The sequence below is a fragment of the Xanthomarina gelatinilytica genome (assembly GCF_000348685.1).
Taxonomy (GTDB): Bacteria; Bacteroidota; Bacteroidia; order Flavobacteriales; family Flavobacteriaceae; genus Xanthomarina; species Xanthomarina gelatinilytica.
Window position 1 is genome coordinate 146,129 of record NZ_ANLA01000009.1, and the last position, 19,533, is coordinate 165,661.

Sequence of the window (19,533 nt, forward strand, 5' to 3'; positions counted from 1 at the left end):
GTGTTATATAATTGTAAAATAGCCAATTAATTATGGATTCTAATTATTTTTAGTCAATAAATTCTTATATTTGCTAACCTAATTTTATATATAAATAATCAATTATGAAAAAAATTTACTTTTTATTATTAGCTCTCATTGGCTTTTCTTCTTTTGCACAATCACCAATTATCACTTCCATTGTAGATGGAGATTGTTCTGGAGGAAACCCAAAATTATTAGAAATTTATGCAAATGGTGCAGTTGACTTTTCTTTATATAGCTTAGAAAACCAAACCAATGCCAACACCACATGGGGAAACTCTCAAGATTTATCAAGCTTAGGAACTGTAGTAGATGATTTTGTATACGTCACTACATCAGGCAGTGCAGACGCTATAATTAGTGAATTTCCTTCTTTAGCTTCAGCTAATATTTTAATTTCAAACACCATGAATTTGAACGGTGATGATAGAATTAGAATTGTATTAACTTCTGATTCTACAGTAATTGATCAATATGGTGTAAGTGATGTTGATGGTAGTGGCGAATCTTGGGAATATGCTGATTCTTATGCTACTAGAGTTAATGGAACAGGACCTGATGGTGGTTTCATTGAAGCTAATTGGAATTATGGAGGTGCTGGAACTTTAGATGGTCTGGGAATATGTCAAGGTGGATCAGATGCATTTGAAACATTGATGGGTGGAATTGGTGTATACACAACAACTGGTTCTACAGAACCTACTTTAAACATTTTAACACCTGGCGAAGGTGCTACATTAATACCGGGAACAACAAGTGTAAACCTATCCATTAATGTGCAAAACTTTAATGTCGGTCCAACAACCGGTGGTTTCGATGGACATATCCATTGGACCATTAACGGAAATGCGCAATCAATGAAATATGACACAAATGATGAAAGTATATCCGTTGCAGATGGACAATCTTATACAATATTTATGCAATTGGTAGATAATGCGCACGCACCTATTTCTCCTGCTGTTAATGCTACTGTTAACTTCTCTGTTGCATCTGCAACTGTAGTAGCTGATTTAGCTGCTTTAAGAGCAGATTATGTTGCTAATGGAGCTGGAGCTTATTATCAATTATCAAGTACTCCCACTGTAACCTACACAAGATCCAATAGAAACCAAAAGTATATCCAAGACGTTACTGCTGGTATATTAATTGATGATGCAGCTGGTAATATTTCTACTACTTTTGCTATTGGAGACGGTATGTCTGGTTTAATGGGGCAAGCGTCTGAATTTAATGGGGTACTTCAGTTAATACCTATAACAGACGCATCTGTTACAACTGGTACAACTGTTACACCTCAAGTTGTAACTATTACAGATTTATTGACTGGATGGGAAACTTATGAGTCTGAATTGGTACAAATAAACAACACATCTTTTACAGATGCTGGTGGCACATTTGCTACAAGTACTAATTATGACATTACTGATCCTTCTACTGGAACAATGGTTTTTAGACCATTTAATGAAGCTGATTATATTGGAGAAACTATTCCTTCTGGAACTTTACCATTAGTTGGCTTAATAGCTGAATTTGGTGGTGCACCACAAATTAGTGCTAGATCATTAAATGATTTGACTTTATCTACGTCAGCTTATGAATTGACTGATTTCAATGTATATCCAAACCCAACATCTACAGGTTATGTTAACATTACCAGTAAGACCAACGATATTATTAACGTAGCTGTTTTTGATATTTTAGGAAAACAAGTATTGAATAACACTGTAAACAACAATAGATTGGATGTGTCTACCTTAACAACTGGTGTTTACATTATGAAGATTTCTCAAAATGGACAAGTTATCACTAAAAAGTTAGTGGTGAAATAATCATTTATTAGTATAAATTTTAAAAGCGTTATCAAAATTGGTAACGCTTTTTTATTTTACATACTTTTGTTGAGACTTGATTTAACATGATAGACACAACAGGCATTTTTCAATTACAGTCAGAAGCCACATTCGAAGACATGGCTTTTAAAATTTTCAATTTTCAATTTGAAAACAATGTTGTGTACCGTTCCTTTTGCGATTTACTCTACATCAACCCTAGTGATGTATGCTCTTTAAAGGAGATTCCCTTTCTCCCTATCCAATTTTTTAAAACGCATAAGATCTTGAGTTCTAATCAAGCCGTAGAGAAAACATTCACTAGTTCTGGTACAACCGGAAGCACCACCAGCAAACATTATGTTACAGATTTAAATATTTACGAAAAAAGTTTTAATCAAGGCTTTGAACAGTTTTATGGAAACATAGAAGATTATACTGTTTTGGCCTTATTGCCAAGTTATTTGGAGCGTGATGGTTCTTCCTTAATTTATATGGTGGACGCTTTAATAAAACAATCCAAAAAACCTAAAAGTGGATTTTATTTAGATAACCTTACAGAATTAAAAGACACGTTAATTCAGCTGGAAATTGCTAATGAAAACGTCCTGTTAATAGGTGTGTCTTTTGCCCTTTTGGATTTAATTGAACAACATCCATTTCAATTAAAGAACACCATAGTAATGGAAACAGGTGGCATGAAAGGCAGACGTAAAGAACTGGTTAGGGAAGAACTTCATGAGAGACTTAAAAAAGGGTTTGGGACAAAACAAATACACAGTGAATATGGCATGACTGAATTATTGAGTCAAGCTTATTCCAAAGGAAATGGTGTTTTTGAATGTTCCAAGACCATGAAGGTTTTTGCCAGAGATACTGAAGATGCCTTAACAATTTTAGATAACAATAAAACTGGAGGCATCAATATTATAGATTTGGCCAATGTAAATTCCTGTTCTTTTATTGCTACGCAAGATTTGGGTCGTGTATATAAAAATGGCAACTTTGAAATTATTGGAAGATTCGACAATTCTGATATTAGAGGTTGTAACTTGATGGCCTTATAAGTTTTAAGCACTAATTACACTAACTGAATTATCTAAAAAAAGGAATAAACCCGTTTATATAAAAAAGCAAAACGTCCCAATATTTTGGGACGCTTTTTACTTTAAATCACTTTAATAATATAGGTGTTCTTTTTTCCTTTATTTAAAATGATATACTTGTTGTTTATTAAATCGTTAGCTGTAAGCTGGTAATCTTCTGTTACTTTTTCTTTGTTTACGGATACGGCATTTTCCTTTAATGCCCTTCTGGCTTCACTATTGGATGCCAAGAAATTTGTTTTAGCTGAAAGGGCCGCAATCATATCCAGGCCTTCATTTAAATCTGTTTGAGGGATTTCGGCTTGTGGCACTCCTTCAAAAACATCTAAAAAGGTCTTTTCGTCCAAGGTTTTGATATCATCTTTAAACGATTTACTAAACAGTATGTTCGAGGCTTTCTCAGCATTTTCAAAATCGGCTTTGGAATGCACAAAGGTGGTCACCTCTTCTGCCAAACGTTTTTGCAACAAACGCATATGTGGCATTTGTTTGTGTTCTGCCACTAGAGCTTCTATGGTTTCTTTATCTAAAAAGGTGAAAATTTTTATATATTTTTCGGCATCTTCATCGCTAGTATTCAACCAAAACTGATAAAATTTATACACAGAGGTCTTGTCTGCATCCAACCAAATATTACCACCTTCACTTTTTCCAAATTTAGAACCATCGGCTTTGGTAATCAAAGGACAAGTCATGGCAAAAGCTTTGGCTTCCTTCCCCACATTCATACGTCTAACCAATTCGGTTCCTGTAGTGATGTTTCCCCATTGGTCACTTCCACCCATTTGCAGCAAGCAGTTGTAGTGTTTATGCAAATGGTAAAAATCGTAACCTTGTATAAGTTGGTAGGTAAACTCTGTAAAAGACATGCCTACATTGCCTTCTTCTCCGGAAAATCGTTTTTTTACCGAATCCTTAGCCATCATATAGTTTACTGTAATACGCTTCCCGACGTCTCTAGCAAAGTCTATGAATGAAAAGTTTTTCATCCAATCGTAATTATTAACTAAAACAGGTGCATTTTCCTCTTTAGAATCAAAATCCAAAAACCTTGAAAGGACATTTTTAATTCCCTGTACATTTTTGTTCAATGTTTCTTCATCCAGTAAATTGCGCTCATCACTTTTCCCTGAAGGGTCCCCAATCATTCCAGTGGCACCTCCAACCAAGGCTATGGGCTTATGACCTGCTTTTTTAAGATGAACCAATAAAATAATAGGAACCAAACTACCAATATGCAAAGAATCTGAAGTAGGATCAAACCCTATATAAGCAGTTGTGCTCTCTTTATTTAATTGTTCTTCAGTTCCAGGCATGATATCGTGTACCATACCTCTCCAACGTAGCTCTTCAACAAATTTATTGGTCATTATTTCTGTTTTAATATTTAATTGCGGCAAAGATAAAAATCAATGAATAATTACTCTCTCTTTATTAATAATTCTTTATTTTAGTTTTATGATATTAGTAACTGGAGGCACTGGATTGGTTGGTTCGCATCTACTGTACCAATTAACAACAAACAACAATCCTGTAAGGGCAATTTATAGGAATAAGAACAAACTCGCTTTAACAAAAAAAATCTTTTCCTATTATTCTGAAAACCCAGATATCCTTTTCAATAAAATTGATTGGGTTGAAGCAGATTTGTTGGACATTCCTCTTTTAACAGAAGCCTTTAAAGGAATAACACATGTTTACCATGCTGCTGCTTTTGTGTCTTTTGAACCTGATAAATACCACTTATTGAGAAAAACCAATATTGAAGGCACAGCAAACATAGTTAACCTAAGTATCGCGAATAAAATTGAAAAACTGTGTTATGTAAGCTCTGTTGCTACTATTGGCAGCGCTACAAGTAAAGATACTTTAAATGAACTGACGCTTTGGAACCCAGAAGCTGACAACAGTGTTTATAGTATCACAAAATATGGTGCAGAAATGGAAGTTTGGCGAGGCACACAAGAAGGTTTAGATGCTGTAATAGTAAATCCAGGTGTGATTATTGGTCCAGGAATCTGGAACTACGGAAGTGGCAATATCTTTAAAAAAGTTTACAACGGTTTACCCTTTTATACCAAAGGGGTAACTGGATATGTGGGTATAGAAGATGTTGTATTGCCTATGATGAAACTTATGGAGAGTCCTATTAAAAACGAACGCTTTATCTTGGTTTCTGAAAATTGGCCCTATAAACAATTTATTGACAAAATAGCAACTTCCTTAAATGTTAAAGCACCTTCAAAAAAAGCCAGTTCTTTGTTGTTGCAAATGGGCTGGAGATTGGATTGGTTGAAACACAAATTAACAGGAAAACGAAGACGATTGAGCAAACAACTGGTCCATACATTAAATTCTAAATCGGTTTACGATAATACTAAACTAAAAACCCAATTGAACTATCAATTTAAACCTCTTGAAAAAAGCATTAAAGAGGTTGCTGGCATTTTTTTAAAAGAGCATTAATTATTTTCCAAGGTTTTAGTTGGGATAATGTCTTCTTTAATAAAGCCTTTATTTTTACGCTTGGATCGTTTTATGGAATCTAATTTTTTCTCTTCGTACTTTTCTTTTTCATACAGCACATTATATTTAGTTCTTAAAGTTTTTAAACTGTCGTTTACTTTATTAATAATTTCCTGATAATCGTTTATATAATATGTATAATAATTATTGCTGTTTAAAAACTGTAAACTGTCTATGTTATGTTTGTCATAAACATAAGAGTCTGGTACAATTCCATTTTTTTCCAGGATGGATTTGTTAATACCTTTTGCAGCATTCAACAGGGACACATCCAATAGAACCTCTACCATTTTGTCTTTGGAAAGAAGGTTTTCAGGTTTCTTGGGTTTTTCGGCATCATAACAGGAAGTTATAAGTGAAAAAAGCGTTATGGCAATGAATATGTTTTTCATTTATCTGTTAAATGTTAGTCGTTTTCCATGTTTGGTAGCACTAAACTTAGAATTCTCATATACTAAATGACCATTTAATATGGTATGGGTAACCCTGGATTTAAAAGCTGTTCCTTCGAAAGGCGACCAGCCACATTTATACAATATGTTTTGTTTGTTTACGGTCCAAGGGTTGTTTAGGTTTACAATAACCAAATCGGCAAAATACCCTTCTTTTATAAAGCCTCTTTTTTCAATTTGAAATAGGATGGCTGGATTGTGGCACATTTTTTCCACCAACTTTTCCATGGAGATTTTACCTTTATGATGAGCCTCCAACATGGCCACTAAGGCATGCTGAACCAAAGGTCCTCCAGAAGGTGCTTTGGTATACACTTGTTTTTTTTCTTCTAGGGTATGTGGTGCATGATCTGTAGCCAGGACATCTATTCTTCCGTCCAAAAAGGCTTTCCATAATTCTTCCCTATCTTTTGCGGTTTTAACAGCTGGATTCCATTTTATCAATGTCCCTTTAGTATCGTAATCCTCTTCGCTAAACCACAAATGGTGAACACAAACTTCGGCAGTTATTTTTTTGTCTTTTAATGGTATTTTATTTGAAAACAGTTTGGTTTCAATTCCAGTGGATAAATGAAACACATGCAATCTAGCTCCTGTTTTTTTTGCCAATTCTATGGCTTTAGAAGAAGAAATATAACAGGCCTTTTCACTTCTAATATGTGGATGAAGCTTTATAGGAATATTGTCTCCATATTCCTTTTTATACACTTCCAGGTTGGCTTTAATGGTTGCTTCATCTTCACAATGCACAGAAATTATCATATCTGTACTGGAAAATATATTTTCCAATACTTCCGGATTATCCACTAGCATATTTCCGGTAGAGGAGCCTAAAAACAATTTTAAACCAGCAACTTCTTTAGGGTTTACTTTTAAAATTTCCTCTAAATTATCGTTTGTGCCACCAAACATAAAAGAATAATTGGCATAAGAGGTTTCGGATGCTATTTTAAACTTCTCGTTTAAAGCCTCTATGGTTGTGGTTTGTGGGTTGGTATTTGGCATCTCAATATACGAAGTAATACCTCCAGCAATGGCAGCTTTGGATTCGGTTTCAATAGTTGCCTTGTGCGTTAAACCAGGTTCCCTAAAATGCACTTGATCATCTATAACTCCTGGAATGACATAGTTTCCTTCGGCATCGATAATTTTTACATTAGAGGATTTGGCACTTATGGAATTGGAAACCTCTTTAATGATGTCGTTTTCAATAAGAATGTCTCCTTCAAAAATCTGTCCTTCATTAACTATTTTAGCATTCTTAATTAGTATGTTGCTCATGTTATTTGCTATTGAAAATACTTTTTAATTTCATTTTAATGACACCAAAAATGGCTTCGGAGATGATGCCTCCACTCATTTTTGATTTCCCTCTTTTTCGGTCTGTAAAAATAACTGGAACCTCAACAATTTGAAACTTTTTTAAATAGGCTTTAAATTTCATTTCAATTTGAAAGGCATAGCCCACAAACTCTATCTTATCCAAATTAATGGCTTCCAAAACAGCTCTTTTGTAACAAACAAATCCAGCTGTGGTGTCTTCAATCTTCATTCTGGTAATGAACCTGACATATTTTGAGGCAAAATAAGACAGTAAAATTCGGCTCATAGGCCAATTGACCACATTCACGCCCTTAATATACCTGGAGCCTATGGCCACATCTGCTCCGTCTACATGGCAAGCGTTGTAAAGCTTTATTAAATCGTTGGGATCGTGAGAAAAATCGGCATCCATTTCAAAAATATACTTGTACCCTTTAGACAAACACCATTTAAAACCTGCAATATATGCCGTTCCCAATCCTGTTTTTTCCTTACGATTAAGCAAAAACAGGTTTTTCTGAAATTCTTGTTGTAATTCGGTTACTTTTTTGGCTGTTAAATCCGGTGAATTGTCATCGACCACTAAAATATGAAATTCTTTACTTTGAGAAAAGACGGCTTTTATAATAGCTTCAATATTCTCAATTTCATTGTAGGTTGGAATAATAACAATGGCGTCGTTCATTAAAAAGTATATAATTTCAACAAATGTAATCTATTTAAAAGAGATAGTTTTTTAAATATTCCTTAAAAAATATGAAATATCTATTATTTTTTATAATAATTTTACAAGATGATACGTCCTACATCCACAAACGATTTTTTTATCATCTTAATTGTAGTTAGCTTGGTTTTTGTGGCTATCGCAAAATTATTGTTTGAAAAAAGATTCAATCATTTTGCCTCCATATTAATCAATTCCAGCTATTTGAAAGTATATTCCAAAGATCAAAAATTCATTGATTTATTTGATGGTTTGCTGTTCTTAAATTTACTGTTTTCTGCTTCAATTTTTGGTTTCATATGTTACAACACCTTATTTGAAAGCATAGAAATGTCTGTTGCTTTAATATTTAAGTTCATGTTTGGTATTGGTGTATTTATATTGATTAAAGTTTTGTTGGAACGACTTATAGGCAGTCTTTTTAGCATAGATAATTTAATGGACAAATACCTATTTCAAAAAACCAGTTATAAAAATTACTTGGGGTTGGCACTTATTCCCATCAATGTGCTTTTACTTTTCAGCATGACACCAAATAAGGCCATAGTTTTAACCGTTATTATCTTATTAACCGTTATAAACATTATAGGTTTGCTTACTTCCTACAAATCAAATCTTAATTTAATTAAAAGAGATTTTTTCTATTTTATTTTATATCTTTGCGCACTTGAAATTGGACCTTATATTATTTTATATAAGGTTTTTATAGAAACCAAAGTTTAATACATACTAGCCTATGAAAGTGAAAACAATTTTAGTGTCTCAACCGGAACCTAAAATCGAAAATTCGCCTTACTTTGATCTTCAGGAAAAGCAAAAAGTTAAAATAGACTTTAGACCTTTTATTCATGTCGAAGGAGTTGATGCAAAAGAAATAAGATTACAAAAAGTTGATTTAAAAAATTACACAGCCATTGTTTTAACCAGCAGAAATGCTGTAGATCACTACTTTAGAGTTGCAGAGGAAATGCGCTTTAAAGTGCCTGATACTATGAAATATTTTTGCCAATCTGAAGCTGTTGCCTATTATCTACAGAAGTATGTAGTTTACAGAAAACGTAAAATATATGTTGGGAAACGTAATTTTGCCGAGTTGTCGCCTTTAATAAAGAAATATAAAGATGAAACTTTTTTGCTTCCAACTACCGATAAACTAAAACCAGAAGTCCCTAAAATATTGGACGAACTTAAAGTAGATTGGAAAAAAGCCATTTTTTATAGAACTGTAATAAGCGACCTATCTGATTTAGCAGATGTGTATTACGACATATTAGTGTTTTTCAGTCCTTCTGGAATAGATTCTTTATTCCATAATTTCCCGGATTTCAAACAAAACGACACACGTATTGCTGTTTTTGGAAATACTACCATTAAAGCTGCCGAAGAAAAAGGATTACGTGTGGACATTGCTGCTCCAACGCCTGAAACCCCTTCCATGACCATGGCTTTAGAGAAATATATTAACGAAGTAAACAAAAAGAAATAAATTACTTTAATGGAATATAACAAAAAGAGCAACCTATGGGTTGCTTTTTTGTTAGGATTAAAAAAACTGCTTATTTAATCATTAATTTTTTAGTGTCCAATTGGTGTTCTGTACTAAATCTTGCCAAATACATTCCAGAAGCTAAACCAGAAACATCAATTATATTATCGTATTTCGTTAAATGAGTTGTTAGGAGCACTTTACCCGTAATACTGCATATGGTTAAATCAGCCTCATTCACATAGCTTTCAATATGCAGTGCACCATTTACCGGGTTTGGATACATATTAAAGGCCATTTTGGCTGTTTCATTTGTATTTAAAGTATTCAAACACGTGGTACATTCTGTTTCATTATCAACCAAGCATGCACATAAATCATCAATAAACCATACAATATGCGCATCTCTATCTATTAGTGATGCATCATCAAATAACATACAGGTCAAGCTTGAATTTCCATCACAATCAAAATGTAACATATTAGCTTGATTGCCATTTCTTATATCTATAATACTCAGATTATTTAATTTAAGATCAACATCTTTAACAACTACATTCTGACTTAAATCTAAACTTACAAGATTGTTTTTTCTAAGGTTTAAAGTTTCCAAAGCCACATTGGTACTTAAATCTATAGAAGTTAAGCCACAACTCCTTAAATTTAATGTGGTTAGGTTTGCTAATCCAGATACATTTACGGAAGCCAAGTTAGCACAACCAACGCCTGATACTGTTAGTAAAGAAGTGTTGTTGGATAAATTGACGCTGGAAATATCTGGATTGTAGTTAAAGTTAATTCCCGTAATATTAAGAAAGGCCTCAATTCCTGATATATCTGCAATATCACTGTTGGCAATATTGAGCTCTCCTGTAAAAGCCATGGCATCTGCAGTTAAGATTTGATTGTCTGCTACAGGATTTGTGTCAATGCCACCACTGATTAATTTCTGTTCAAAGTTGCCATCTGGAATAGCTGTATATTGTGCGTAGCTGCTGTAATGAAACGCAACTGCGGCAATAAAAAAATAAATGATTTTTTTCATGATTATAGTTTGAAGTTTGTTACTATAAATCTAAGATATCCATATAATACCTCCAAAAAATTACATGGTAGTATATCCTGATAATTAACACTTTAAACTAAAATATGCCTAAGAACCAATAAAACAAAAACACATCTACAAGCCTTAAAAAAAGAAAGCAACCTTTTATGGGTTGCTCTCTCTAACTTTTTTTTATAAGGAATTGTACTTATTTTATAATTAATTTCTTTGTATCCACTTTGTTGTCTGATATAAATCTAGCTAAGTAAACGCCAGATGAGAGGGCAGAAACATTCACCACATTTTCACCTTGAGTCAATGTTTTGGTTAAAATCACTTTTCCAGTGATGTTGTAGATTTGCACGACTGCATGACTGGATTTTGAACTCACGTATAGCGTGTTGTTAACCGGGTTTGGATACATGTCAAAAGACACCTCATTTATTGAATTTAAAGATAAAGTGTTACATTCAGCTTCAGAACTTACATATGTGCTTAAATTATCTTTTATCCAAACTGGTGGTACCAAATTTGGGTCTGAAGCATCATCTACAAAGACACATTGTAACGCTGGATTTGTATCTGCGTTAAATAAGGTGACATTTGTATTGTTACCATTTCGCATATCTAAAAATGTCAGACCATTTTGTTTAACATTCACAGAGGTTAACATACCGTTTTGGCTTAAGTCCAAAGAGGTAACGCTGTTTTTTCTAATATTTAAAGTCTCAAGAGCTGTATTGGTAGTTACATCCAGCGAAAGCAAACTTGCATTTGCGAATTGCATTTCTGTAACATTTACTAGACCTGTAACATTTATGGATGTTAAACCAGAGCAGCCAGTTCCTGTGATGCTTGTCAACAAAGGACTGTTTGTTAAATCCACACTTGTAATTCCTGTATTGTAATTAAAGTTGATGCTAGTAATGTTAAAAAAGGCTTCAATTCCTGTTAGATCGGAAATACCACTATTGGCTATATCCAAAGCCCCAGAATAATTATTGGCTTCAGAAGTTAAAATTTGTCCATCTATTATCGTATTGGAGTCAATCCCATCATTTATCAATTGTTGCTCAAAATATATATCAGGTATTGAGGTATATTGGGCAAACGTGAGAGAACAAAATCCGAAAAATAGAATCATTAAGTAAGTAGTTTTTTTCATGATTTTATATTTTATATACCATAAAATTAAGTTTAATAATTATTAATGCCAAAAAATCAATAGGTTATATAACAGTATTTTTTATCTTTTAATCTAAAGCATGATTCTGCATCCAATGTTTTAAAGATCACAAATAGCAAAAAAAAACAGAGCAGCTTTAGGCTGCTCTGTTTTTAAATCTCTGTATTATGCTTGTTATTTTATAATGAGTTTTTTTGTATCCACTTTATTTTCTGAAATAAATCTTGCTAAGTAAACACCTGATGATAAGGCAGACACATCCATGGAATTTTCACCTAGGTTTAAGTTTTTGTTCAAAACTTGTTTTCCAGTCATATCATACACTTCAACAGTAGCTTTTTCCATGTTGGAAGAAACTACCACATGGTTTGAAGCTGGATTGGGGTATACTGAAAATGCAGATACTTCATTATTGTTTACTCCTAATGTTGGAGATCCTAGAAATGCAATTTCAGCAAAACCAGTTCCATCTGGATCTCCATGATTGGAAAGCACTTCCATTCTAATATAAGCTGCACTTACAGCAGGAAATGTAAATTGTTCTGGAGCTGAAATATTGGTAAAAACTTCTGCAAAAACAGTTGGAGCCCCTGGAATAGGCAAATAAGCTGTCCCATCCAAGGAGTAATAAAAAGCAACCCCATTCACACCAACACTTGTTGAAGGTCCACCTGCATTTTGATTCCAAAAAGACAAGCCTTCAATATCGTATGATGTTCCTAAATAAAAATCGATGGTCCCAGTAATTTCATTTGCAACAAAACTATTTACTGTATCTGTTCCACTATGATCAGAAGTTAAACTCCCTGGAGTTACTAAACCAGAGCCATCATAAGTATAGATGAGATTAGTAGAATAATCTGGAGTAAAAGTCGTAGTTGCCGAAACCGGGCTCACCATGGATTGAGCATGTAATTGGGTGTAAAAAGCAAATAATATTGCTATTAAAAAAGTAGTTTTCTTCATAGTTCGATAGTTTAAAAGTTATAGAATAAAATTACTTGTTTAAAGTACAAAAACCAAGTTTATTTGTCTTTATACATCTAATTATTATGCAGTTAATCCATTTTAAGTTCAATTTACGTATGAAAATAAAAAATTAACGGCATTTTATTCAATTATAGCTTGGTTTAAACAACACGAGAATTAGAATTTATTAAGAAATAAAAAAGTCAGCTACATGGCTGACTTTTTTCTTCTCTGAAAAATAATACGTTTATCTTACGTTTGGAGCACCTGCAAGAATTTCATCGTTTGCAAACTCTTCAAACTTTTTAAAGTTTTCCCTGAATGATTCCGATAATTTATACGCAGCCTTGTAATAGCCTTCATCATCGTTCCAAGTAGCTCTTGAACTCAACACCTCATCTGGCACACCTGGACAGGTTCTAGGTTGTTTTAAGCCAAATACAGAATGTGTTCTATACGTTTCATCAGTCACCTCATCTAAATCTCCTTTAAGAGCAGCACTTATCATAGCTCTGGTGTATTTAAGTTTAATTCTGCTACCTATACCATAAGGACCTCCTGTCCATCCCGTATTAATCAACCATACATTAACGCCAGCCTCTTTCATCTTGGCACTTAACATTTCGGCATATTTAGTAGGATGCAGTGGCATAAATGGTGCTCCAAAACAAGCAGAGAAACTTGGTAAAGGCTCATCAATTCCAGCTTCTGTACCAGCCACTTTTGCTGTATATCCAGAAATAAAATGATAAGCAGCCTGACCAGGAGTTAATCGTGAAATTGGAGGCAACACCCCAAAAGCATCTGCAGTTAAGAAAAAGATGTTTTTAGGATTCTTGCCAATGGAAGGCACCTGAATGTTATTAATATGATAAATTGGATAACTAACACGTGTGTTTTGAGTAATGGACGTGTCATCAAACTGAACCTCTCCCTTATCGTTCAAAATAACATTTTCAAGAATGGCTCCTGGTTTGATGGCGTTAAAAATATCTGGTTCGTTTTCTTCAGATAAGTTTATAACCTTAGCATAACAACCGCCTTCAAAATTAAAAACCGTATTTTCGTTGGTCCAGCCATGCTCGTCATCACCAATAAGTTTACGGGCTGGATCTGCTGAAAGAGTTGTTTTTCCTGTTCCAGACAGTCCGAAAAATATGGCTGTATCTCCATCTTCTCCAACATTGGCACTACAGTGCATAGGCAAGGTGTTTTTGAACACAGGTAGAATGAAATTTAAAGCAGAAAAAATGCCTTTTTTAATTTCCCCCGTATAACCTGTTCCTCCAATCAATGCTATTTTTCTAGTAAAATCCAAAATGGCAAAATTATGTTGTCTAGTACCATCTACTTCAGGATCTGCCATAAAACCTGGTGCATTTACTATGGTCCATTCTGGCGTAAAGTTTTTTAATTCGTCTTCTGTTGGACGCAAAAACATGTTGTAAGCAAACATGTTCATCCAAGGTTGCTCGTTAATGACACGAATGTTTAATTTATATTTTTCATCTGCACAAGCGTAGCTGTCCCTAACAAAAACTTCTTTATTAGATAGATAAGCGACTACTTTATCGTATAGTTTTTGAAATTTATCCGATTCAAAAGGAATGTTGATATTTCCCCACCACACTTTATCTTCGGTAATACTGTCCTTTACAATAAAACGATCTTTTGGCGACCTTCCGGTAAATTCTCCTGTGTTAACAGCTAAGGCCCCAGAGGATGCTTCCACACCTTGTCCTTTAGCTATGGTAATGTCGTGAAGTTGTTTTGGAGTTAATTGATAATGTACTTTGGCATTTTTAATTCCATACGATTCCAGAGAAATGGTATTGGATGCTTGGGTATGATCTACCATAATTATTTTGTGTTGTTTAAAGTGCAAAATTATAATTTTATTTTAAAGTAAGCACTTATTTTAGGAATTATCACCTTTGATTTTTAAAAAGTTTATTAACAATATTATCCATGAAACTATCAATAATAATCCCCCAATAGGTGTAATAAATCCAATGCTTTTAAAATTAAAACCTGAAAGTTCATTTGTAGCCAAACCGTATATAGAACCCGAAAAAAACAATATGCCCAAAAGAATGAGATAAAAAATTGCTTTTTTGGATTTTTCGCTGACAAAGGCAGAATTACCAACAAACAGCAACAGTAAAGCATGATACATTTGATACCTTACGCCAGTCTCAAAGGTTTGCAGTGCCTGTGTTGTAATCAATGCTTTTAAACCATGAGCTGCAAAAGCTCCTAAAACCACACTTAAAATTCCGAAAATGGCAGCTAAAATCAATATCTTTTTGTTCATATAAAATAAGGTTATGGGTTTTTAAAACCCTTAGTATTTATTACATTCGTAGCTGCAAAAATACTCAACAAATCTCATTATGCGAAAGATTTTAATTATAGGTGCAGGAAAATCCGCATCATACCTTATAAAATACCTATTAGACAAATCGGAAGAAGAGAATTTACTCATTATTGTTGGTGATGTTAATTTCTCTCATGCCAAAAAACTCATTGGAGACCATGACAATGCCCAGGCCATTATGCTGGATGTTTTTGACAAAAAATCCAGGGAGCAGGCTATTCAAAATTCAGACATTGTTATTTCCATGTTGCCAGCTCGATACCATATAGAAGTTGCCAAAGATTGCATCAGCTACAACAAAAACATGGTTACAGCATCTTATGTGAGTGAGGAAATGCACAAACTGGATAAGGCTGCCACAGAAAAAGGCCTTATTTTTATGAATGAAATTGGTGTGGATCCTGGAATAGACCACATGAGTGCCATGCAGGTTATAGACAAAATTAGAGCTAAAGGTGGCAACATTATTTTGTTTGAATCTTTTACTGGTGGATTGGTAGCCCCTGAAAGTGATAACAATCTATGGAATTACAAGTTTACCTGGAATCCAAGAAACGTTGTGGTTGCAGGACAAGGTGGTGCAGCTAAATTTTTACAGGAAGGCACTTATAAATACATTCCATACAACAGGCTATTTAGAAGAACCGAATTCTTGGATGTAGAAGGTTATGGCAGGTTTGAAGCCTACGCCAACAGGGATTCCTTAAAATACCAATCGGCTTACGGTTTGGAAAATGCTAAAACCCTTTATAGAGGCACCATGCGTCGGGTTGGGTTTTCCAGGGCTTGGAACATGTTTGTACAGTTAGGGATGACAGACGATGAATACCATATTGAAGACAGCGAAAACATGAGCTATCGTGATTTCGTGAACGCCTTCTTACCTTATAGCCCAACAGATTCAGTCGAGTTAAAATTCAGACACGCCTTAAAAATTGACCAAGACGATATTGTTTGGGATAAACTTATTGAGTTGGATCTATTTAGCAATAAAAAAATGGTAGGTCTTAAAAAAGCAACACCTGCACAAATATTGCAAAAAATATTGGAAGATAGTTGGACCCTACAGGATCATGAAAAAGACATGATTGTAATGTACCACAAGTTTGGATATGAACTTAACGGACAAAAACACCAAATAGATTCCACCATGGTTACCTTAGGAGAAGACCGTGTGTATACAGCCATGTCCAAAACCGTTGGATTGCCAGTTGCTATTGCAGCCTTAGCAATCCTAAACGAAAAAATAGTAACTCCTGGCGTTCAAATACCTATAACCAAAGAAGTGTATGATCCTATTTTAAAAGAATTAGAAGCTTACGGAATTTCGTTTACTGAAACCGATGTGCCTTATTTAGGCTATAATCCATTAAATATATAAGCATCATTTGAAAGTTGTAAACCAAAATATTGAAATAGATGGCATAGACAAAGCTATTTTACGCGCCTTAATGCATGATGCCAGAACTCCCATACTTGAAATTGCCAGACAGGTTGGGATATCTGGAGCAGCCATTCATCAACGGTTGCGCAAACTTGAAAAGTCTGGAATCATTTCAGGATCTAAATTTGTAATCAATCCAAAAGTTTTAGGCTATACCACTATGGCTTTTGTAGGTATTTATCTGGATAAGGCCATGAGCAACCCAGAAGCCGTAAAACAACTTCAAAAAATACCAGAAGTTTTGGAGTGCCATTATACTACAGGTAACTGGAGCATTTTCATTAAAATACTTTGTAAAGACAATGAACATTTAATGCATTTGTTGAATAAGGATATCCAATCCATTGAAGGGGTTTCCAGAACAGAAACCTTTATTTCCTTAAATCAGCAAATAGACAGGCAGATAAAAATATAATAAAAAGAGCTTTTGAAATTTCAAAAGCTCTTTTATTTAGACTATAATTCTCGTAGGTATCAATCAGGACACTTTCTTAATTTCATTTTACAACTAAATTGATATGGGGCTAAGCCAATGTATTTGTAAGTAAAAGTCGACATAAAGTCGGTATATAGTCGACATATACTCAACATATACTCGGTATATTCATATTGTATTTACGTTATAATATAACTGATTATAAAGAGTTATAAGCAAGAAAACATGAGCCTTTTGCGCATAAAAAAACCTTCAGTTTAAAATAGCTGAAGGTTTTAAATATTTTTGAAATGTAATTAATCCCTTGACATAAAGATGCTTAAAACATACCAGAACAACAACATTAATGAGGCAAACAAGCCCAAGGCAGCAGGAATATAATCGGCTGTTGTGTATTTGTTTACCAAGTTTGATGTTTGGTATAAGATAGAACCTCCAGCCAAAAGGCACATACCCACAGAAAACCACAGCCCTAAATTAAACCCGAATAAGGTTCCTGCAATAATTAATCCAATAGCAATAAAAAACCCTATGGTTAAACCTGTTCTTAAAAAGGAGAAATCCTTTTTAGTAACAAACACCACTGCCGATAATCCAGTAAACAATGCCAAGGTTACAATGGCAGCCTGATTCAATAACTCTGGACCGGAATCCATATAATATGCAGCAATATAAATTAAAGGCACAAAAATAAAGGCTTCAGCAAAAATGTATAAGCCATAGGCCAGATATTGCATGTTCTTATCTGTTGATTTTAAAGTCATTTTTTCAGCATAGTTGGTAATGAACATGAAACCTCCCAACATCAGGAGCCATTTAAAGCCTTCTGTCATGGACAAAGCAAAATTGACTATGGTTTCACTTTGCAACAATAAATATTCAAACAATATAAACACCAAGACACCTCCTGCCACATGTGCATAGGTTTTTTTATAAAAAGCCACTCTATCTGTTTCAGACAAAGCACTTAACAACACTTTTGTTTGGGTAGGTTCAAACGGATTTTGAGGATGATTTTCCATACATAATTATTTAATTGGTTATAGTTTGATAAATGTAACAAAAAAATAAACCGAAGCCTTAATAAAAAAGCATTCGGTTTATATATATGTGTTTTGATTCTTAGTCCCTACTGCCACCAAAAACTTGCAATGCCCAATAAATTAAAGATGCCAAAGCACCAATTGCAGCAACCAAATATGTTCTTGCAGCCCATTTAAGTGCATCTTCAGACCCTTTATACTCTTCAGGAGTCACCATGTTTTTTGCTTTTAACCAAGCCAATGCCCTGTTACTGGCATCGTATTCCACAGGTAAAGTAATAAAACTAAACAAAGTAGCTAAGCCCATAAAAAGAACACCTGCAACTGCCACATACCAACCAAGGCCAATACCTGCAGCACCACCTAAGACCAAACCTCCAATAATTAACCATTGAGACATGCCAGAGGTAACACTAACCATTGGTACTAAAGTAGAACGCATTTGCAACCAGCTGTAGGCCTGAGCATGCTGTACAGCATGTCCACACTCATGTGCTGCTACTGCTGCTGCTGCTGCGTTTCGTTGATTGTAAACAGCTTCACTTAAGTTTACTGTTTTGTTTTTTGGGTTGTAATGGTCCGTAAGCTGTCCTGGTGTTGAAATAACCTCCACATCGTAGATGCCATTATCCGATAGCATTTTTTCCGCAATCTCCTTACCACTCATGCCATTACGCAATTGCACTTTAGAGTAGAACGCAAATTTCTTTTTTAACTGATTACTAACCAACCAACTTACCAAGCCTATAGCTCCAATTAAAATATAATATCCAATCATTTTTTTTGTTTTAAAAGATAAAATTACGAGATATATAGCAAATAGCAAGCCAAATATTCGTTAAGAAATTTTGTCAGTTTATTGTTTGTTCTCGATACAATTTTCAGTTTCTTAAGAAACTGAAAATCACTCGAACTGACGGGGTTATAGATACTATTTTCAGTTTTAAAAATTAAAAATTATTCAAACTGACACGTGGGCTGGTTTTATTGTTAGGCTCTGTTTTATAAATTGAACTCGTGTTCTCGATACATTTATTTTATTCGCTATCGCTAATAAAACAAACACTCGAACTGACGTTAGTATTAACTGCGTCACTTCGAGTGGTTTTCGAGGTACGAGAAAATTGTATCGAGAAGTTTATTATATTTATCTATGAGATTATCCTACGTCTACATATTAAAATGTTCTGATGATTCTTATTACACAGGAGTTACATCAAATTTAGACAAAAGGCTTCTTGATCATCAATCTGGAAAACATAAAGATAGTTACACATACAAAAGAAGACCAATCGAGTTGGTTTTTTATGCCGATTTTACAGATATTAGATTAGCTATTAATAGTGAAAAACAAATTAAAAAGTGGTCTCGTGCAAAAAAAGAGGCTTTAATTAATAATGAATTTGAAAAACTTCCTAATTTGGCTAAAAAGAAATTCAAATAGGTTTACCTGTTCTCGATACTATTTTCAGTTTCTTAAGAAACTGAAAATCACTCGAACTGACGGGGTTATAGATACTATTTTCAGTTTTAAAAATTAAAAATTATTCAAACTGACAC

The 19,533-nt window shown here is 34.0% G+C and carries 19 protein-coding genes; 8 read left to right on the forward strand and 11 right to left on the reverse strand.

The genetic code is table 11. The features are described 5' to 3' along the window. Nucleotides 1-104 precede the first annotated feature (104 nt). Nucleotides 105-1,856 (forward strand): DUF5689 domain-containing protein, encoded by a 1,752-nt coding sequence (locus D778_RS06980; RefSeq protein ID WP_007649110.1) that lies wholly within the window; start codon nt 105-107, stop codon nt 1,854-1,856. A gap of 86 nt (nt 1,857-1,942) precedes the next feature. Further along, nucleotides 1,943-2,923 carry a LuxE/PaaK family acyltransferase gene (locus tag D778_RS06985; protein ID WP_007649111.1) on the forward strand — a complete coding sequence of 327 codons (981 nt, stop codon included), beginning with the start codon at nt 1,943-1,945 and terminating at the stop codon, nt 2,921-2,923. A 101-nt stretch (nt 2,924-3,024) separates the two neighbouring features. Here D778_RS06985 and tyrS read toward each other — a convergent pair whose 3' ends face one another. Further along, nucleotides 3,025-4,332, reverse strand: a complete 1,308-nt coding sequence (tyrS, locus tag D778_RS06990) for a tyrosine--tRNA ligase (protein ID WP_007649112.1) — start codon at nt 4,330-4,332, stop codon at nt 3,025-3,027. 88 nt (nt 4,333-4,420) lie between these two features. Here tyrS and D778_RS06995 point away from each other — a divergent pair, with 88 nt between their 5' ends. Beyond that, complete coding sequence (locus tag D778_RS06995) at nt 4,421-5,428, forward strand: NAD-dependent epimerase/dehydratase family protein (protein ID WP_007649113.1); 1,008 nt, start codon at nt 4,421-4,423, stop codon at nt 5,426-5,428. Here D778_RS06995 and D778_RS07000 read toward each other — a convergent pair. Genes D778_RS07000 through D778_RS07010 form a run of 3 tightly spaced genes read right to left on the reverse strand, consistent with a single transcriptional unit; the run spans nt 5,425 to nt 7,948 of the window. After that, nucleotides 5,425-5,880 carry a DUF4296 domain-containing protein gene (locus D778_RS07000; protein WP_007649114.1) on the reverse strand — a complete coding sequence of 152 codons (456 nt, stop codon included), beginning with the start codon at nt 5,878-5,880 and terminating at the stop codon, nt 5,425-5,427. The two genes, D778_RS06995 and D778_RS07000, sit on opposite strands and share 4 nt — an antisense overlap. Beyond that, entirely contained in the window at nt 5,881-7,221 is a 1,341-nt protein-coding gene (locus D778_RS07005; RefSeq protein ID WP_007649117.1) for a dihydroorotase, read from the reverse strand. A 1-nt stretch (nt 7,222) separates the two neighbouring features. Beyond that, nucleotides 7,223-7,948 (reverse strand): polyprenol monophosphomannose synthase, encoded by a 726-nt coding sequence (locus D778_RS07010; protein WP_007649119.1) that lies wholly within the window; start codon nt 7,946-7,948, stop codon nt 7,223-7,225. 108 nt (nt 7,949-8,056) lie between these two features. On the opposite strand from D778_RS07010, the gene D778_RS07015 reads away from it, so the two are divergent. Both D778_RS07015 and D778_RS07020 read left to right on the forward strand, forming a co-directional pair. Continuing rightward, a complete protein-coding gene (locus D778_RS07015) occupies nt 8,057-8,710 on the forward strand; it encodes a DUF4271 domain-containing protein (RefSeq protein ID WP_007649120.1) in 654 nt (217 codons plus the stop codon). 13 nt (nt 8,711-8,723) lie between these two features. Beyond that, nucleotides 8,724-9,473, forward strand: coding sequence for a uroporphyrinogen-III synthase (locus D778_RS07020; RefSeq protein ID WP_007649121.1), 750 nt, complete (start codon nt 8,724-8,726; stop codon nt 9,471-9,473). Between the two features lie 70 nt (nt 9,474-9,543). On the opposite strand, the gene D778_RS07025 is transcribed toward D778_RS07020, so the two are convergent. The 5 genes from D778_RS07025 to D778_RS07045 form a co-directional block, all read right to left on the reverse strand. Further along, nucleotides 9,544-10,518 carry a T9SS type A sorting domain-containing protein gene (locus D778_RS07025; RefSeq protein ID WP_007649122.1) on the reverse strand — a complete coding sequence of 325 codons (975 nt, stop codon included), beginning with the start codon at nt 10,516-10,518 and terminating at the stop codon, nt 9,544-9,546. Between the two features lie 208 nt (nt 10,519-10,726). Next, nucleotides 10,727-11,683, reverse strand: a complete 957-nt coding sequence (locus D778_RS07030) for a T9SS type A sorting domain-containing protein (RefSeq protein ID WP_081602625.1) — start codon at nt 11,681-11,683, stop codon at nt 10,727-10,729. A gap of 195 nt (nt 11,684-11,878) precedes the next feature. Continuing rightward, nucleotides 11,879-12,670, reverse strand: coding sequence for a T9SS type A sorting domain-containing protein (locus D778_RS07035; RefSeq protein WP_007649124.1), 792 nt, complete (start codon nt 12,668-12,670; stop codon nt 11,879-11,881). Between the two features lie 250 nt (nt 12,671-12,920). Next, a complete protein-coding gene (pckA, locus tag D778_RS07040; protein WP_007649125.1) occupies nt 12,921-14,531 on the reverse strand; it encodes a phosphoenolpyruvate carboxykinase (ATP) in 1,611 nt (536 codons plus the stop codon). A 60-nt stretch (nt 14,532-14,591) separates the two neighbouring features. Beyond that, complete coding sequence (locus D778_RS07045; protein WP_007649127.1) at nt 14,592-14,987, reverse strand: DUF423 domain-containing protein; 396 nt, start codon at nt 14,985-14,987, stop codon at nt 14,592-14,594. A gap of 79 nt (nt 14,988-15,066) precedes the next feature. Between D778_RS07045 and D778_RS07050 the strand changes: the two genes are divergently transcribed. Beyond that, complete coding sequence (locus tag D778_RS07050; RefSeq protein WP_007649132.1) at nt 15,067-16,431, forward strand: saccharopine dehydrogenase family protein; 1,365 nt, start codon at nt 15,067-15,069, stop codon at nt 16,429-16,431. Between the two features lie 7 nt (nt 16,432-16,438). Next, nucleotides 16,439-16,909: an Lrp/AsnC ligand binding domain-containing protein gene (locus D778_RS07055; RefSeq protein ID WP_007649133.1), complete on the forward strand. Its 471-nt coding sequence runs from the start codon at nt 16,439-16,441 to the stop codon at nt 16,907-16,909. Between the two features lie 317 nt (nt 16,910-17,226). Here the strand turns inward: D778_RS07055 and D778_RS07060 are convergent, their stop codons facing one another. Beyond that, nucleotides 17,227-17,952, reverse strand: a complete 726-nt coding sequence (locus D778_RS07060; protein ID WP_007649134.1) for a Bax inhibitor-1/YccA family protein — start codon at nt 17,950-17,952, stop codon at nt 17,227-17,229. Between the two features lie 100 nt (nt 17,953-18,052). After that, on the reverse strand, nt 18,053-18,751 hold the full coding sequence (locus tag D778_RS07065; RefSeq protein ID WP_007649135.1) for a zinc metallopeptidase: 699 nt from the start codon (nt 18,749-18,751) through the stop codon (nt 18,053-18,055). A gap of 375 nt (nt 18,752-19,126) precedes the next feature. Between D778_RS07065 and D778_RS07070 the strand changes: the two genes are divergently transcribed. Beyond that, nucleotides 19,127-19,417, forward strand: a complete 291-nt coding sequence (locus D778_RS07070; RefSeq protein ID WP_040491758.1) for a GIY-YIG nuclease family protein — start codon at nt 19,127-19,129, stop codon at nt 19,415-19,417. Nucleotides 19,418-19,533: the final 116 nt, after the last annotated feature.

Bases quoted from the DNA above. Each gene is read 5' to 3' on its own strand.
- D778_RS06980 (WP_007649110.1), top strand. From the start codon at position 105: ATGAAAAAAATTTACTTTTTATTATTAGCTCTCATTGGCTTTTCTTCT.
- D778_RS06985 (WP_007649111.1), top strand. From the start codon at position 1,943: ATGATAGACACAACAGGCATTTTTCAATTACAGTCAGAAGCCACATTC.
- tyrS (WP_007649112.1), bottom strand. From the start codon at position 4,332: ATGACCAATAAATTTGTTGAAGAGCTACGTTGGAGAGGTATGGTACAC.
- D778_RS06995 (WP_007649113.1), top strand. From the start codon at position 4,421: ATGATATTAGTAACTGGAGGCACTGGATTGGTTGGTTCGCATCTACTG.
- D778_RS07000 (WP_007649114.1), bottom strand. From the start codon at position 5,880: ATGAAAAACATATTCATTGCCATAACGCTTTTTTCACTTATAACTTCC.
- D778_RS07005 (WP_007649117.1), bottom strand. From the start codon at position 7,221: ATGAGCAACATACTAATTAAGAATGCTAAAATAGTTAATGAAGGACAG.
- D778_RS07010 (WP_007649119.1), bottom strand. From the start codon at position 7,948: ATGAACGACGCCATTGTTATTATTCCAACCTACAATGAAATTGAGAAT.
- D778_RS07015 (WP_007649120.1), top strand. From the start codon at position 8,057: ATGATACGTCCTACATCCACAAACGATTTTTTTATCATCTTAATTGTA.
- D778_RS07020 (WP_007649121.1), top strand. From the start codon at position 8,724: ATGAAAGTGAAAACAATTTTAGTGTCTCAACCGGAACCTAAAATCGAA.
- D778_RS07025 (WP_007649122.1), bottom strand. From the start codon at position 10,518: ATGAAAAAAATCATTTATTTTTTTATTGCCGCAGTTGCGTTTCATTAC.
- D778_RS07030 (WP_081602625.1), bottom strand. From the start codon at position 11,683: ATGAAAAAAACTACTTACTTAATGATTCTATTTTTCGGATTTTGTTCT.
- D778_RS07035 (WP_007649124.1), bottom strand. From the start codon at position 12,670: ATGAAGAAAACTACTTTTTTAATAGCAATATTATTTGCTTTTTACACC.
- pckA (WP_007649125.1), bottom strand. From the start codon at position 14,531: ATGGTAGATCATACCCAAGCATCCAATACCATTTCTCTGGAATCGTAT.
- D778_RS07045 (WP_007649127.1), bottom strand. From the start codon at position 14,987: ATGAACAAAAAGATATTGATTTTAGCTGCCATTTTCGGAATTTTAAGT.
- D778_RS07050 (WP_007649132.1), top strand. From the start codon at position 15,067: ATGCGAAAGATTTTAATTATAGGTGCAGGAAAATCCGCATCATACCTT.
- D778_RS07060 (WP_007649134.1), bottom strand. From the start codon at position 17,952: ATGGAAAATCATCCTCAAAATCCGTTTGAACCTACCCAAACAAAAGTG.
- D778_RS07065 (WP_007649135.1), bottom strand. From the start codon at position 18,751: ATGATTGGATATTATATTTTAATTGGAGCTATAGGCTTGGTAAGTTGG.
- D778_RS07070 (WP_040491758.1), top strand. From the start codon at position 19,127: ATGAGATTATCCTACGTCTACATATTAAAATGTTCTGATGATTCTTAT.